The sequence below is a fragment of the Spirosoma fluminis genome (assembly GCF_054778895.1).
In genome coordinates, this window is record NZ_BAAGZD010000016.1 from 79,020 (window position 1) to 95,245 (window position 16,226).

Annotated in this window: 8 protein-coding genes; all 8 read right to left on the reverse strand. The window is 52.5% G+C overall.

Annotated elements, in window-relative coordinates; translation table 11 throughout:
- Window positions 1-44: 44 nt before the first annotated feature.
- Window positions 45-2,450 (reverse strand): M1 family metallopeptidase, encoded by a 2,406-nt coding sequence (locus ACYVBJ_RS18410; RefSeq protein WP_460983771.1) that lies wholly within the window; start codon window positions 2,448-2,450, stop codon window positions 45-47.
- A gap of 26 nt (window positions 2,451-2,476) precedes the next feature.
- On the reverse strand, window positions 2,477-4,861 hold the full coding sequence (locus tag ACYVBJ_RS18415; protein WP_460983772.1) for a M1 family metallopeptidase: 2,385 nt from the start codon (window positions 4,859-4,861) through the stop codon (window positions 2,477-2,479).
- A 105-nt stretch (window positions 4,862-4,966) separates the two neighbouring features.
- Complete coding sequence (locus ACYVBJ_RS18420; RefSeq protein ID WP_460983773.1) at window positions 4,967-5,584, reverse strand: HupE/UreJ family protein; 618 nt, start codon at window positions 5,582-5,584, stop codon at window positions 4,967-4,969.
- A gap of 74 nt (window positions 5,585-5,658) precedes the next feature.
- Complete coding sequence (locus tag ACYVBJ_RS18425) at window positions 5,659-6,171, reverse strand: gamma carbonic anhydrase family protein (protein ID WP_460983774.1); 513 nt, start codon at window positions 6,169-6,171, stop codon at window positions 5,659-5,661.
- Window positions 6,172-6,303: 132 nt separating this feature from the next.
- On the reverse strand, window positions 6,304-7,542 hold the full coding sequence (locus ACYVBJ_RS18430) for a hypothetical protein (protein WP_460983775.1): 1,239 nt from the start codon (window positions 7,540-7,542) through the stop codon (window positions 6,304-6,306).
- Between the two features lie 177 nt (window positions 7,543-7,719).
- Window positions 7,720-13,233 carry an alpha-2-macroglobulin family protein gene (locus ACYVBJ_RS18435; protein ID WP_460983776.1) on the reverse strand — a complete coding sequence of 1,838 codons (5,514 nt, stop codon included), beginning with the start codon at window positions 13,231-13,233 and terminating at the stop codon, window positions 7,720-7,722.
- Between the two features lie 93 nt (window positions 13,234-13,326).
- Window positions 13,327-13,764 carry a nuclear transport factor 2 family protein gene (locus ACYVBJ_RS18440; RefSeq protein WP_460983777.1) on the reverse strand — a complete coding sequence of 146 codons (438 nt, stop codon included), beginning with the start codon at window positions 13,762-13,764 and terminating at the stop codon, window positions 13,327-13,329.
- Between the two features lie 66 nt (window positions 13,765-13,830).
- On the reverse strand, window positions 13,831-16,191 hold the full coding sequence (pbpC, locus tag ACYVBJ_RS18445; protein WP_460983778.1) for a penicillin-binding protein 1C: 2,361 nt from the start codon (window positions 16,189-16,191) through the stop codon (window positions 13,831-13,833).
- Window positions 16,192-16,226 lie beyond the last annotated feature (35 nt).

Below are 16,226 nucleotides of genomic sequence, written 5' to 3' on the forward strand. Positions count from 1 at the left end.
TGGATAATCCGTCGGCCGACAGATTATCCATTGCACGAATTAAATCAATTTCGTCCGCTTCCCTGCGTGGCAGGGGGCTGATTAGCGCGTCGTTGCTGCTGCATCGGATTTTGTCCCTGCGGACCAAAACGTTGCTGCTGTTTGAATAGCTGGAAGCGCGTCGGTTGAGCAACCCGGGGGAATGAGTTGTTCTCAGCGTCGATGTCAGCAATCTCGTAGAAGGGGTCAAGCGTCCATTGCGTCACTTTCTTGGACGTAGCAATTACCTTCTTGATCGCTACGTCGTTGAACCGCCAGATTTCGGCCGGGAAGCGTGCTACCGAATCAGTTCCGTCTTCAAATTGCATACGTACAATGACGGGCATTGGCACACCACCTTTATTCTTTAAAGAAAGTGTATAGAAGTTCGTCTTGGCGCTTGTCTCTAAGCCTTTACGTTCGTCTTCGCTCAACGTAGCCAGATAGTCCTGATACCGCTTACGATCGGCGTCGGTAACGGCGTATGGATCATAGCTATTGTAAAAATCCTTCATTGTCGAGTCTTTAGCTACTACCGTTTCAGCTTTTGTGGCGGCATCGCGCTGTTTGCTGATGGTGCCCGCCCGGCGCTGTGCTTCGGCCCGGGCGGCTGCTTTCGACACTTCCGGATTTCCAGTATCTACCTGATACCAGTCAACTTCTACCAAGTCTTGGTCCACGGGTTCAACGCCGTAGAACCAGCCCTTCCAGAACCAGTCCAGATCAACGCCCGAAGCATCTTCCAGGGTACGGAAGAAGTCGGCGGGCTCGGGCGATTTAAAGGCCCACCGGCGGGCATATTCTTTGAACGCGTAGTCGAACAGCTCCCGACCCATCACCGTCTCGCGAAGGATATTCAAGGCCGTTGCTGGTTTCGCATAGGCATTAGGCCCCAGGCTTATTACGTTATCAGACGAGGTCATAATCGGCGATAGAACCGACTTATCGGACTTCATGTAGTCGACAATGTATTGAGGTTCGCCCCGGCGACTTGGAAAGTTGTAATCCCATTCTTTTTCCGCCAGATATTGGCAGAACGTATTCAACCCTTCATCCATCCAGGTCCATTGCCGTTCGTCGGAGTTCACAATCATGGGGAAGAAGTTATGGCCCACTTCGTGGATAATTACCCCGATCATACCGGCTTTTGTCTGTTCAGAATACGTACCGTCGGCTTCTGGGCGGCCCCCGTTGAACGAAATCATGGGGTATTCCATACCGCCACCCGCCGTAGCGTGGCAGGAGATCGCAACTGGATAGGGGTATTTTATGGTCCGGTTACCGTATGATTTTAACGTATGCTCAACAACACGGGTGGAATACTGGCCCCATAACGGATTGCCTTCTTTCGAGTAGAAAGACATACTCCAGATTTTGCGACCGTCGCCGTAGACATCGGTTTGCATGGCGTCCCAGATGAATTTACGGCTGCTGGCAAAGGCGAAATCCCGTACGTTTTGCGCGTTGAAAACCCAGGTTTTCTTGGCTTTAGCGTCACCAGGTTTCGCTTTTTCGGCCGCTTCGGCTTCCGCCTGCGTTACGATGACAACTGGAGTTTTGGAATTTGCGGCCTGTGCCATTCGTTTCTGCTGCGTAGCCGAAAGTACCTGTTTGTAATTCTGGCATTCACCGGTAGCACCAACGACGTGATCGGCAGGTGCCGTAATGGCCACTTTATAATTGCCAAAAATCAAGGTAAACTCACCCTGCCCCAGAAACTGCTTGTTCTGCCAGCCGTTTACGTCATTGTAAGCGCAAAGCCGTGGAAACCAATGGGCAATGAAGTAGTTATAGTTGCCATCTTTGGCAAAGAACTCCATACCACTACGTCCATAATATTCGGTAACGTAGTAATTCCAGTCAACACCAAATGAATAGCTTGCTCCAGGCTTTAATGGGCTGGGCAGGTCAATCCGCATCATAGTTTGATTGATGGTGTACTTCAACGGACTACCCGATTTTGCATCTTTAACCGACGTAATCTTGTAGCCGTATTTGTCGGATGCCTGCTGGCTGCTACGTTCACGGACAGAGGTTAGATTCTGAAGCTGAGCGAAGCTCATGCCGCTTTCGTTAACGCTACCAGTACGGGTAATGCTTCCGGTCGAGCCTTTCGCGAACAGGTTCTGGTCCAGTTGCAGCCAGATGAATCGCAGCTCATCCGATGAGTTGTTATGATACGTAACGACTTCCGAACCAATGATTTTCTGATTGGCATCGTCCAGTTCAACCTTGATGTCGTAGTCGGCCCGGTTCTGGAAGTAATCTTTACCCGGTGCCCCCGCGGCCGTGCGAAACGTATTCGGGGTTGGTAGCATAGGCCCTAATTGTTCAAAACGGGTATTGGCGTTTTGCGTTGGGGCCGTTGGTGCCTGGGCTAATAAAGCTGCTGACCAAAGAGTCAGGCTAGCCAGCAACACGATTTTTCTCATGGTTCAATAGAAGTTAAATACGTTGGTTAGTTACGACCGCTGCCTTGCCGGGCTGGTGATTGCTGGCGCTGTTGCTGCATCGGATTGGGGGCAGAAGCTCCCCCCTGCCGTTGCTTGAATAACTGGAACCGGTTAGGGTTGGCGACCGGCGGAAACGAGTTGTCTTCAGTGTTGATATCGGCAATTTCAAAATATGGGTCAAGTGTCCACTGCTTGACTTTCTTAGCCGTCGCAACCACTTTTTTAACCGACACGTCGTTGAATCGCCAGATTTCGGCTGGGAAACGCGCGACCGAATCGGTACCATCCTCGAACTCCATCCGTACGATAATAGGCATCGGAAGCCCGCCTTTGTTCTGTAAAGACAAGGTATAAAAATTCGTACCCGCTTCGGCCGTCTGGCGTTCTTCGGGGGTTAATGTGGCCAGGTAAGCCTGATACCGTTTCCGATCTTCGTCCGTGACGGTGTACGGGTCATAACTGTTGTAGAAGTCACGCATGCTGGAATCCTGAGCTACCACTGTCTCAGCCTTCGTGGCGGCATCGCGCTGTTTGCTGATGGTGCCCGCCCGGCGCTGTGCTTCGGCCCGGGCGGCTGCTTTGGTTACCTCCGGATTCTGCGAATTAACCTGGTACCAGTCGACTTTTACCAGCGACTGATCAACGGGCTGTACGCCAAAGAACCAGCCCTTCCAGAACCAGTCCAGATCAACGCCCGAAGCATCTTCCAGGGTGCGGAAGAAGTCGGCGGGCTCGGGCGATTTAAAGGCCCACCGGCGGGCATATTCTTTGAACGCGTAGTCGAACAGCTCCCGTCCCATCACCGTCTCGCGAAGAATGTTCAGCGCCGTTGCTGGCTTTGAGTAAGCATTAGGGCCAAACGTGTTGGGCAGAATGTTATCCGAACTACTCATAATGGGCACCTGCTGATTCGAATCAACCTGCATATAGGGCACAATGTACTGCGGATCGATGCTATGAGCCGGGAAGTCGGCATCCCATTCCAGACAGGCGAGGCCCTCCAGGAACGTATTCAAGCCCTCATCCATCCACGACCATTGCCGTTCGTCGGAGTTTACAATCATGGGGAAGAAGTTATGACCCACTTCGTGAATAACTACCGAGATCAGGAAGTTCTTCGTCCCAACCGAGTACGTACCGTCTGCTTCCGGCCGGGCACCGTTAAAGCTGACCATGGGATATTCCATACCGCCAACCGGGCCATGCACGGAGTACGCTACCGGATACGGATAGCCAAACGTCCGGCGCGAGTAGGAGCGGAGAGTATGCGCGATGAGCCGGGTGGAATACTGCCCCCACAGCGGATTCGCTTCTTTCGGATACAGCGACATGGCCCACACGCGTTTGCCTTCGATCGTAGGTTGCAGGGCATCCCAGATGAATTTACGGCTGCTGGCAAAGGCGAAATCCCGCACATTATCGGCTTTGTAAACCCAGGTTTTGGTGCCCGTCGGTTTGCTTTTCTCGGCGGTTTCCGCTTCGGCCTGCGTTACGAGTAAGGTTGGGTTCTCGCCAGGTTTGTCGCCTTTCGTTTTAGCTTCGTTCCACCGCTTCAGCTGAGTTGCAGTCAAGACCTGCGTTGGATTCTGGAGTTCGCCGGTAGCGCCTACAATGTGATCGTTGGGTACGGTTAACGCAACTTTGTAATTGCCAAAAATCAGGGTGAACTCGCCTTGCCCCAGAAACTGCTTATTCTGCCAGCCCGTTACGTCACTGTAGGCACATAGGCGCGGAAACCACTGCGCAATTTCATAGATGTAATTGCCATCTTTCGGGAAAAACTCATACCCCGAACGGCCGCCAACAGCTCTGGCATCTGTGATGTTGTAGTTCCAGTCAATCGAAAACGTTACCGTCCTGCCCGCTGTAACTGGCTGCGGCAGATCAACCCGCATCATGGTCTGATTGATAACGTACTTCAGTGCTTTGCCGGATTGATCGCGGACAGCGGTGATCTTATACCCATAATCTTTGCCGACCAGACCCGCGCCGGGATCGATCTGACGAAGCGAGGCACCCCGCTCGGCATTGATGCTGCTTGTTTTAGCAACGTTGCCGACGGCGTCAGGCCGAAACAGGTTTTGATCCAGTTGAAGCCATAGATAAGGCAGGGCATCGGTTGAATTGTTATGGTACGTAATGGTTTCCGTACCGGTTAACTTTTGCTTTGCATCATCGAGCGTAGCTTTGATGTCATAATCAGCGCGGTTCTGAAAGTAGTCTTTGCCGGGAGCACCGGAGGCCGTACGGTACGTATTGGGAGTTGGTAACATCGGCCCGAGCTGCTCAAATCGAGTATTGGCCCGCTGCGTCGGTGGGGTAGGTGCCTGAGCCCGGGTGTATCCAATTGAAATGGCTAAACTTGTTACCAGCAAAATTATCTTTTGCATAAAATGGATTCTAGTTGTTGACAGGAGCGTTAAAATTACAAAAAAAGAGGTTCTCTGGATGAGTTCGCTGTGAATTGAGAATGGCAGCCAAAAGTGAATAGCGGATCAGTCTAGTAAATTCGCCAAGTACTCATTATTGATAAGTAATGAGATGGCCATACCGGCCACAATACCGGATATAAGCAAGGTCCAGCGGAGTCGGCTTTTACGTAATATGTCAAGCACCACAAACCCGATTGCCAGAATAATCCCAACAATTACTAACTGGCCAATCTCCAGGCCAATGTTGAACGCAAGCAGGGGTTTGATAATATCGGCTTCACGACCCAGCAGGCTCCGTAGGTAATTCGAAAACCCCATTCCGTGAATCAGACCAAACAACAACGCCAGCGTATACCGCCACGGGCGATTGGGCTGACTGACGGGTATAAGCGAACGTGTTTTCGGTTCGTCGAAAAAGAAATTTGTGACGGCGGTAATAAGAATGGTAACCGGAATCAGCAGTTCGATAAGTTCAGTCTTGTACGTAATCAGTTGCAGTGTGGCCAGCGCAAGCGTAATGGAGTGCCCAAGGGTAAACGCCGTTACCAAGATAAGCACCTGACGCCACTGCTGAAGGGTGTAAACCGCACATAGGGCGATGACAAATAAAATGTGATCATAACCACTGGGGTCGGTGATGTGGTCGAATCCAAGACCCAGATAGATAAAAAAATCAGACATTACTTAGATACGGCAAGGCGAACGAATGAAGGAAAAGGGGAGCTACGTGAACGAGTTACTTTCTCATGGACGTACTATTCCCGAAACCACTGGGCATATAGTACGTAGTTGTTAGCGGTTCGCATAAAGATTTCTTCCTGCTCGGCTGACACAGGCTTGAGCAGTCTGGCTGGGTTTCCGGCGTAGATGGACCCGGGAGGGACTACTGTATTCTGAGTAACAATAGCGCCCGCGGCAATAATGCTGCCCGTACCGACAACAGCCCCATCCATAACGATAGCGCCCATGCCAACGAGTACTTTATCTTCCAGCGTACAGCCGTGCACGACTGCATTATGAGCAATGGACACGTAACTGCCAATGGTAGTTTTGTAGCGCTGATACGTACAATGAATCACGGCCCCGTCCTGAATGTTGGTTTGGTTGCCGATTGTAATCGAATTTACGTCGCCCCGCACGACCGCGTTGAACCAGACAGTGCAGTCGCGTCCCATCGTTACGTCGCCAACAATGGTAGCGTTTTCGGCAAACCAGCAATTTTCGCCGAACTGAGGATGAATGCCGCGAACAGATTTTAGTAGAGCCATACCGCAAAGTTAGCGTAAAGAATGAGTTGAAATGAGTCGATTGGGGCTTGTTATGTTGATCGGCGTATAGCCACAAAAAAAAGGTCTGGTTCATCGAACCAGACCCACTTATCACGTTGGTAGACGTACCGCTTATTTTTTGTCAACCTTATCCTTCAGTTTATCCATAGCGTCTTCAATATCGTCGACCAGACGATTGGTTTCCCGCTTCACTTTTTTGAAGTCGTCTTCACTGGAGCGCTGCACTTTGTAGTACGAATCAGCGAGTTGCCGACGCTTATCCTCCAGGTCTTTTACGCGGTCCTCGCGGGCTCTTTTGTCCTTACGACTTTCGTTCTTTACCTCTTGTTTCGCGTCGTCGATCTGTTCGTCGAGTTTATCCATTTGCTCGCCAATACGATCGGTTAACTCCCGACGGTCGCGGCTGGCAGCCCGATCATTGTCCTGGTCGTTGTCTCTACGGCTGGTGCGGTCAGCTCTGTCGCGATCGTTCCGGTCGCGGTCATTATCCCGGCGACTATCCCGGTCGTCATACCGGTCCCGGCTATCCCGACCCCGATCATCATCCCGACGATTGAACAGATTGCCTACGCCCCGCTGATCATCGCGATCCCGGTAACTATCGCGGTCATCCCGGCGATTGTCACGATCCCGACTATCCTGATCCCGGTCGTTGTCACGACGGTTATCGCGGTCATCGTAGCGGTTACGTCGATCATCGTCCCGATCATCTTGGCGATACGAGTACCGGTCGCTGTTGTAATCTGACCGATCTTCCCGGTCACTATACCGGCGACTGTCGCGATCCCGATCGTTGTACCGATCATTGGAGGAGTATCGATCCTCGTTCATGCGGTCACGGTCGTAGGAGTTCCGGTCCCGATAGCTGTTATAATCTGAGCGTCCGCTGTACGAATCCCGGTCGTCGTAATCCTGGCGATTCCGGTCGTTGTACGAGTACCGATTATCATAGGAATCTCCACCCGACAGGCGACTGGGCCGGTCTTCCCGGTCGTCGTACCGATTACTGGAGGTTCCGTATGGATTCCGATATGAGTTAGAATTTCGGGAGTCGCTTCGAGACCGGTCGTTCTGGCTCATCCGCTCATTGCCCCGACGACTGAACAAACCCCGTTCTTCCCGGTCGTCATCCTTCCGACGATCCTGGCGGCTGTATCGCTCGTCGCGGTCTTTGTCGTTACTGGCTGTCCGGCTGCGCGAATCCCGGTCGCGTGATGTCCGGTCGTACTGTACCATTTCCTGACGACTGTTCCGGGAGTCGCCATAAAGCCATCCTTCAACGGTTGCGCAGGATGATAGTCCAATTGTAGCAGCCAGAAATGAAGCGACTACCCATGTGTTCCTTTTCATAACGTTGGATCATTTATTGATAATGCCGAAAAATAAGGGTCAAATAATGTACCAAGGCATTTTAGCTAGTCAACACCAGAATCAAGGCAAATGTTGGGACTTCATTCTACAAGAATTGTGGAGTAAACGCCCATCGGAAATTTACTCCACAATCCTCCTGCGATACTAAGAGAGGCATCAACGGATTACTATACTTCCCGCACCATTGTAGCTTCGATATTCTCCATTGTACATGGCGTCGGCAGAAACCGGCCCAAGGATGAAGCGTCCTTTCGAAACGGCTCGGGCCAGGTAATAAAACGTTTGTTCAGTTCCCGTAGCGGTGGCGTAGAAATTGATCCGGTCGTCTCGTAGATCGAAGTGGTCGGGGGTACTCGGCTTTTGCATCCAAGTCATATCCCGTTGCTCGGTCAGGCGCGGATTCTCGACCTCTAAACCAGCCGGGAGTAAATCGGTAACGACGACGTTGCCGACGGTTAAGCCGTTGGTACTGGCCAGCGTTAGCTTCACTACTACCAAATCGTTCTGCTTGATCTCCGTAACCGCCTGACCATCACGTGTCAAATACTCCCGGCGTACACGCAATCCATTGTCTTCCTCGGTAACAGGTCCCGTTGCCGGAATCCCTTCACTTTGCGCAAAGTAGTAGACCGTACCCGAACCTTTGGTAGTGAGCAGTAAGGGCTGATTGGTCGGTACACGCTTGATGTTCAAGTAGGGGGCGTTTAACGTACCAAGCGATTTACCGCCTGTTGTAAGCGTAGCTGTTGCCGTATTATTGGCATTCTGACGGGCCAGTTTACCCAGCGCCAGGAGAGCAAAAGCAGCTTCCTGCGTATTGAGGTACGATGCCTGACGTAACGCGCTGGCCAGCTGCCGGGCCAGGATTGGAATTTGCAGGTTGTCGCGATCCGTTTCGATAAGGGCATCAAGCGTTAAGGCCAGATTCCGGAGGGGAGACGCGTAACTGCCGCCGGTTTCCCGACCGGTGGTGTTGTCCGTAAATCGTTTGGGCAATAAAGCGGTATAACTTCTTGTATCACCCACCCGGAAGAACGCTGCCGCCAGCAGATACCGGCTATCGGGAGTAAGCAGACTACTATTTTGTTTGTAGTAGTTCATGGCCGACCGATTGGGTTTGCCCGCCACCGCCAGCGTATACAGCGCATAAATTGCGGTTCTACTGGCGACGGGTCGTACGGTACGTCCACCGGCTTCGTCGTAGGTTACCGAGTTTTCCGTTGCCGGGTTGTTGGTGAACGTAGTCAGATTGTCAATAGCGCCACTGACTACCGACGAGCGAACGGCAAAGCCTGCTTCCTGAGCTTCCGTCAGGAAATGCACGGCATACGCGGTTACCCAGGGGTCGGTTTTGGCGCTTTCCATACCCGGCCACATCATAAATCCACCGTTCGCTGCCTGCAGGCCTTCAACGGTTTGCACCGCCTGTCGAACGTTTGTGCCGGGGTTGAGGTCGCTGTCACCCGTCCGAACGAAATACGTATTTGACCCCGCTTGCTTAGCTAAATCGGCAAAATAGAGTTGCGGAAAAGCTTTGGAAATCGTTTGCTCGATACAGCCGTGTGGATAGCCCAGTAAGTAGGACAGTTCCCGCCCGTATTGCGTTACCGGCGATCGACTCAGCATTACGCTGGCCCGTGCCGTGCCGGGTAAGAAATTGCTGGCTAACCGTAAGGTCTGACTTTGGCCACTGGCTACCGCACCGGACAGAGTGGTTTTCTGCAACGAAGCCGCCGGGCGTACCGTTACGTCGGTTTTTTCGGTAAATGTCTCGCCCAGACCGTTTACGGTTATGGTTACCGCTCCCAGGCCAATCGCCTGGCGAGCGGTCAGGCGGAACAACGCCCGACTTTCGCGCCCTGGTTGAATCGTTACGTTCTGCGTGGTGACGCTGTCGGCAGCTAACGGACCCGATAAACTTAGCCTGGCCGTTACCACGGCTGGTTTCCTGGTCGTATTGCTCAGGTTGACCGGTAAGTCGAGCTGGTCGCCGGGAGTCAGGAAGCGCGGCAGGCCGGTACTGATCACAATCGGATCGGCCACCTTCATGTTAGTATTGGCTGATCCAAACGCATTGTCTTTGTAAGCCACCGCCATAATCCGCAAATCACCCGAAAACTGAGGTACGTCAATGGTAAACTCGGTCTCGCCATCCAGTCCCGTATCCAGCAGGCCACTCCATACAGCCACTAAGCGCACCCGGCCGTTGCTAAGCGGGTTAACGCGTCGTTCCAGATCGTAACCGTCTCCGCCAACGCTCGACGAACGTAACGACAACTCCGGATAAAGCAGGGCATACAGATCATGGCTGCCTACTTCAAGCGCTCGTTTCTGATAAAAGAACCCATGCGGGTCGGGCGTTTTGAAATTCTTGAGCTGAAGAATGCCTTCGTCCACCACGGCCACTGTAACCTGAGCGTTGCGGGTCGTTTTGATACGTATCGTTTGCTTTGTTTTTGACCGGGATTGGGTAGCAGCCGAAATCGTGATCGGCAGTTTGGTGTCGGCGTTCTGAACGGAGATCGGCGCAAAGCCATGCGCTACCGTCAGCGGTAGGTTGGATGGTACGCCGTTGGGGCCGTCCATAGCCCGGATGAGCGTGGCCGTTACGTACACATTGGGCAGGTGGTCATCACCCACGGCAAATGTCAATTCCGCCGATTTGTTATCGGTCATCAGCCAGTGATGTTCCAGTACCTGATTGCGCTCAACGGTGACGAGCAGTTTGCCATCGAACGGTGCTTTGAAAAGTACTTTCGCTTTATCACCGGTCTCGTATACAGACTTATCGGCGGTGATCAGCACCTGCCCTTCCTGGCTCACCTCAAAGGACGAGGCCGACGTACTGCCGTAGCCATAGGCGTAAAAACCAGTCGCTGCGTAATTGACCGCCGGGCCATTAGACTGATTCGGCCGATGAACCCGGATCTCGTATTCACCCGAAACCGTCGGTACGTAGCGAAACGAAGACTTGCCCGCTTTAAACACCAGCGTGTTGGTATATACCGATTTTTCGCGCCGTTTGGTGGTGTATTTTATCTGCTCATTATCCTTCTTTTCAATAACGGTCTGGTAATCATAGCGTACAACTTCCACCTGCGCCGAAGCCGAAGCGCGATGAATGCCAGTAGGATCCAGCGCTACCAATTCAGTAGCGATAGGTGTGTTGGTGCTGACGTAACGATCGGGCAGGCGAATTCCGAAAAAAGTATCCTGCGTAAGCACGTCGAACCGCCGAAGTCGATTAACGGGTCGCCCATTTTCGTCAAAAACGGTGATGAACAGCTTGGCTTCGAGCAAACCGATATCCTGATACTGCGCCGGAATGGCAAAGCGCTCGGTGGCCTGACCGTTCGCGTTCGTGCGGCCCTGACGTAACTCCTTAGGGAAGGATACCGAAACACCAGCCTGTTCACCGGATATGCTGAAATCAAATTCCTCGAAGCCTTTGGGGGTAAAGGCTTTTCGCTTGAGCTGTATCTCCATCTCATACGCCCGGTCCGACGCGGGGGGGCCAAATAAGTTCAGCGCCGTCGCCGAAAGCGTAATCGTCTGGCCGGATTTGTAGCTGGTCCGGTCAGTCAATACGTCGACTTTGATCCGATCCGGAATAAACTCTTCGACGCTGACCGCCTGGGACGTAAGCAGCACATTATTTGCGTTCAGGACCTCAATGGTATAGCTGCCGGTTACTGCGGCCGGGTCAAGAGGAATATCCGTAACTACCGCACCCTGCGCATTGGTCGTTTTGCGGAAGGCGCGGTATTCCCGTCCGTTTGGCATCAGTAACCGGATCAATACCGGAATCTCGCCCACACTTTGCCAGGCCTGCGAGCGAATCACAGTATTGAAATGAATAGTTTCACCGGGTCGGTAAATATCCCGGTCGCCATATACAAAGGCGTCAAATCCGGACTCGTTGTCTCGTTTGCCGTCGACTTCAAAGCGTGAGGTTTCCACTTGTGTGTCGGGTAAAAACAGAAAGTTGAAGTCATCCCCCGGAGTCGCTGCCTTTGTGCCCAGTCGGGCGGTAATCAGGGCGATTGTGAAGCCGGGCGCTTTCTCGCTGATTTCTTCGAACTTGGCGAACCCGGCTCCATCGGTCTGTAGCGTGTATACTGATTGATTATTACTACTGATCAGGCTTATCTCAACGCCCTGAAGAGGTTCGGCCGACTGAATCGAGTTGGCCCATACCAGCACCTCGTCTTTCGTTTGTCGCGCCACCAGGCCAATATCTGACACGGACACCAGTTGACTAGCCTGCAAATAGGCTTCGTCTTTGGAGCCTACAGACACCAGATAAACACCCCGGAACGTATTGTTCTGATCGGGCAAGGCTACGTTAAGGGCCGAAACACCCCGAACTTTGGGTAAGTCGGTCGTTTCAATCGTCTTGTCGACCAGTAGGCTGCTGAGGTCGTTCGACTCATCGGCATCGTACGAGTAAACACCCGTAGGCTTCCAGTTGCCACTGGCGTCTTCGCCGTATTGTTCGTATCGATTGGAGCGCAGGTACCCCAGCAGGTTGTTTTCGTAGAGCTTGGCAATTTTTACCTGTACCTTAGGAATGTTTACGATCGATAAGCCAACGTTTCGGGCACCCTTTGAGGATAAGTACATCGCTTTCTGGTTCGCAAACCGAATGCTGGCGGGCATCTTTCCGAAGAACAGATCGCGCGTGGCTGACTCGGTTAACGTAGCGCCTAATACCCCCTTTATCTGATCGGTAAGCGTTAAGACATACGTATCTGTTTCGTTAAAATTGCCCCGGATGATGAAGCCATTCTCCGTTAGTTCAGCGGTTGTTTCGACCTGCGGTTGTACAGTGTAATACGCGCTCAGATTACCCGCCTGAACTTCCTGAGTTGTAATGACGCGCACAACACCCTCGGGCTGACCAGTACGGTTGCTTTCGAAGCTCGTCTGAACCTCCGTAATATCAATCTTGTAGCGCGATGGCAGTGTACCCGTTTCCTCGATGGTTTCCTTACTGGTAAACGCCGTGTTCGGTACCTTAAGGCCTTTGTCTACTTTTACGGCAAGCGGCTGTTCATTCTTCTCGGCGGGCGCATTCACTAAGGCAACGGATACACTGTTTTGCGCGTCCTGCTGGCTAACCTGCGTGGTGAGAGGTTTGTCGTTGCTGGTAATCGCCAGTTTGTTCGCTATGTCGGACGAATTGATCGGGTAATTGAAATTCAGCCGGACTTTGGCTACGGGCTGACCTGTTTCGCGGGAGCGTGACCACCAGCTTTCTGAACTGGTCAGTTGCAGATAGGGGGTGTGGAAACTGATCACATCGCCAGATACCGTCAGTTCCTTCTGGTCAGTACGTGCCAGTAAGTCGTTCGTTAGCTCGGCGCGGTAATCAGTCGCCGGATCGAAGGCTACCGCCGGGGAGAAAATCAGTTCGTTCGGGGCCGTCCACTTGAATTTACCCCGTACTGCGGGCTTGAAGCGGACGTATTGCGTTGAGTCCCACTGGTCGATCTGATTCGCTTGGGAAATGTTTTTGTTAAATGTAAAGATGAGATTCTGGGTTTGCTGCACTTCATCCTCGAAGTTGCGGCCCACCACTGAAAGCTCATTGAACGGGAGCCGTGAGCAATGAATAAGAAGTATGGAAACTAAAGCGCAGACGAGCCCTACTGAAAAACGCGATTTCATGAGTGAAGCGGTGAGAATGGTCAGGGAAATGAAAAACCCACTCAATGTAGATGAGTGGGCTGGCTTTTTAAAAACGGACTTAGCAAGCGGTCGTTAGCGAGTGGGCGTAAACTGGACATTCACAATTTTCCAAGCATTGCCTTGTTTGGCGCTGATCACTGAGAACGTTACGTTGGTATCAAAGGCTTGCCCCTGCACGTTGCCTTTGGCTTTCCAGTTGCCGGTCATCACGGCTGAATCGTTGTTGTATTGGCGGGTTCGGGTGTTCGAAACGGTAGCGTTTTCAACCACTACGTACCCGCCACTCATGCCCTGCGCCAGCATATCACCTTCCACAGACTGTCCGTCGAAACTGATGATGCTGAAATCACTGGCCAGGAGCTTACCCATCGTGGTGCCATCTTCGTCGAGCATCGCTTTAAAAAAGGCATTGCCAAGGGCCGTTGGGTCCTGGGTTGGGTCGGTGGCTTGCTGGGCGTACGTTGCCGTTGTCAGCAGTACTGCGGTGAATAAGGATAAACAGAATTTCATAAGAGAATGGGAAGGAGGTTTTCAGAGTGGAAAACTGTTCATAAAAATTGAGAAAGCAAAACCGGCTCATTCCGCTTTGATGACGACCTGTATGTCACTGTGGCGGCCCTTGTCGTCAGCGCAGGAAATTTTAAGCACACCCGGACGCGGCTTGAAAAAGACGGCCTCAGCCGCTTTCGCTTTTACATAAAGCTTGTTGTTTAGATACCAGTAGACCATCTTGACATCGTTGTCGGCCTGGCAACCTAGCTGAAGATCAGCGGGGTGTTTGGTGTTGATAAAGTATTCACTGCCGTCGTTCAGGCTCGTAATCAGCGGTCCTCCGTCGCCGAAAACGCGTTCGCAGGCTGGATTATGCGGAGGAGGCAGTTCAGTGGGAATGTGATTCGTCTGGTAAAACGTTAAGACATTGGGCGAAAGGTTGGGATAGGCCCGACGTACCACGGCCGAGTCGGGCCGACAGTGCGCACAGTACGACAGGGTACCCGCCTTGTTCGTGTAAACGGCCTTTCGATGCTGGCAGCGGTGGTTCCGCGACACGCCGAGGATGCAGTAGTCCGTTACGGGATTCTGACAGAATTCACCGGGAATGTCCCCCGTTTCGGGGCAGATGAGCCGCATTGCCAGCCGGGAGGCCGCTCCGTCGCTTGGGACCCTGAACCAGCCAACCGATGAATTATAATCCACCGCATTGAAGAGCTGAAACAATAAAGGTGTAGCCGTATTTGCCCCGCTTAGCTCCGCGACGCCCGTTCCCGAAAAGTTGCCCACCCACACGCCAATGGTATAACGTCGGTTGTAGCCAATACTCCAGGCGTCGCGTCGGCCGTAGGAAGTCCCCGTTTTCCAGGCAATTTTCGGGAGGTGATAACTGTTGTCGAAATTATTCGGGAGGTCGGGCCGGGTAATCTGGGTGAGGGTATGGGTAACGAGATAAGCGGCTTCCGGACTCAATATCTGGTTTACACCTGATGACGTAGTACGCACGGATGCACTTTTAGCGGAGTTACTGGTGAAGCGCAGGGGTCTGAAAACGCCTTCGTTGGCCAGGCTGGTGTAAAGCCGGGTCATTTCCTCCAGCGTTACGCCACAACCACCCAGAATCATCGATAGCCCCAGGTCGTTCGCTTGCTTTTTGACCGTGGAAAAACCCGCTCTTCGTAGGGTAGATACCAGTGCAGGCGTACCGAGTTCCTTCAACAAAGCTACCGCCGGAATATTCAGCGAGTTGGCCAGGGCAAACTCCGCCGTGACCAGACCGTTGAACCGACGATCATAGTTATCGGGCTCATAACCGCTAAAGTTGGTTGGAACGTCAGCCAGTTTGGTTTTGGGCGTAACAAAACCAGCGTCGAAGGCTAGTCCGTAGAGCAGGGGCTTCAGCGCACTGCCCGGCGACCGGATTGCCCGCACCCCGTCCACCTGTCCGCCATCGACCGAACTTGTGAAATCAGCCGAGCCAACGTACGCTGCTACGTCCTGGGTCTCGTTATCTACGATCAGCACAGCCGCATTCTGTATGCCGACAGTGCGCAGGCGGTTGGCGTAATTCGTTACGATACGTTCGGCTGTTTTCTGCATATCCGGCCGTAAGGCCGATCGAACAATCGGAAGATTTGGATACGTATTGCGAAGGCGTTGGGCCAAATGCGGGGCGAGCTGCGGGGCTTGGTGCCGGTAGGCAGTGAGGGGTTCGTGAAGGGCATCCGTTAGGGCGGCTGCATCGAAGAGCTGGGCTGTTTTGAAGCGGCTCAGCCAGCGGTTCCGCTCCTGAACAATAAACGGATTCGCCTTGCCTAACCGAAGACTCGACGGGCGGTTCGGAATAATGGTTAAGGTGGTTAATTCGGCCAGGCTCAGCAGCGTCGGCAATTTGCCAAAGTACAGGAGTGAAGCGGATTTTAATCCTTCAACGTTACCGCCATACGGAATCAGATTCAGGTATAGCTGTAAAATCTCATCTTTTGAATAATGTAGTTCCAACTGCACGGCCCGGAACAACTCAATGAGCTTATTTCGGTACGTTCGCTTACGGGGTTCGAGTAGCCGCACGGTCTGCATTGTAATTGTGGATGCGCCAGACGTTCGTTGGCCGGTCAGAGTGTTTCGAACAGCGGCCCGGATCATGGCTACGGGGTTGAATCCGGGATGGTAATAAAAATACTTGTCTTCTTTAAACAGTATGGCCTCCCGGAGTCGGGGTGTTATTTCGGAAAGCTCTGTATACAACCGCCATTTGTCATCGCGGCTCAGAAACGCGTGAAGCACTGACCCATCCTGAGCCGTGATGAGCGTAGCATAGGGAATCCGGGTATTGACCGGAAATAAGAAATCGAGGCTAAGAAAACCGACAATAGCCAAAAGAAACACCCGAACAACGCGTTGTTTGCTTAGCTGTATGAGGTGTCTTTTCGCGAACGCAACCATTTGATTTGATAACTCGGTAAATCTCTGTGTTTCTT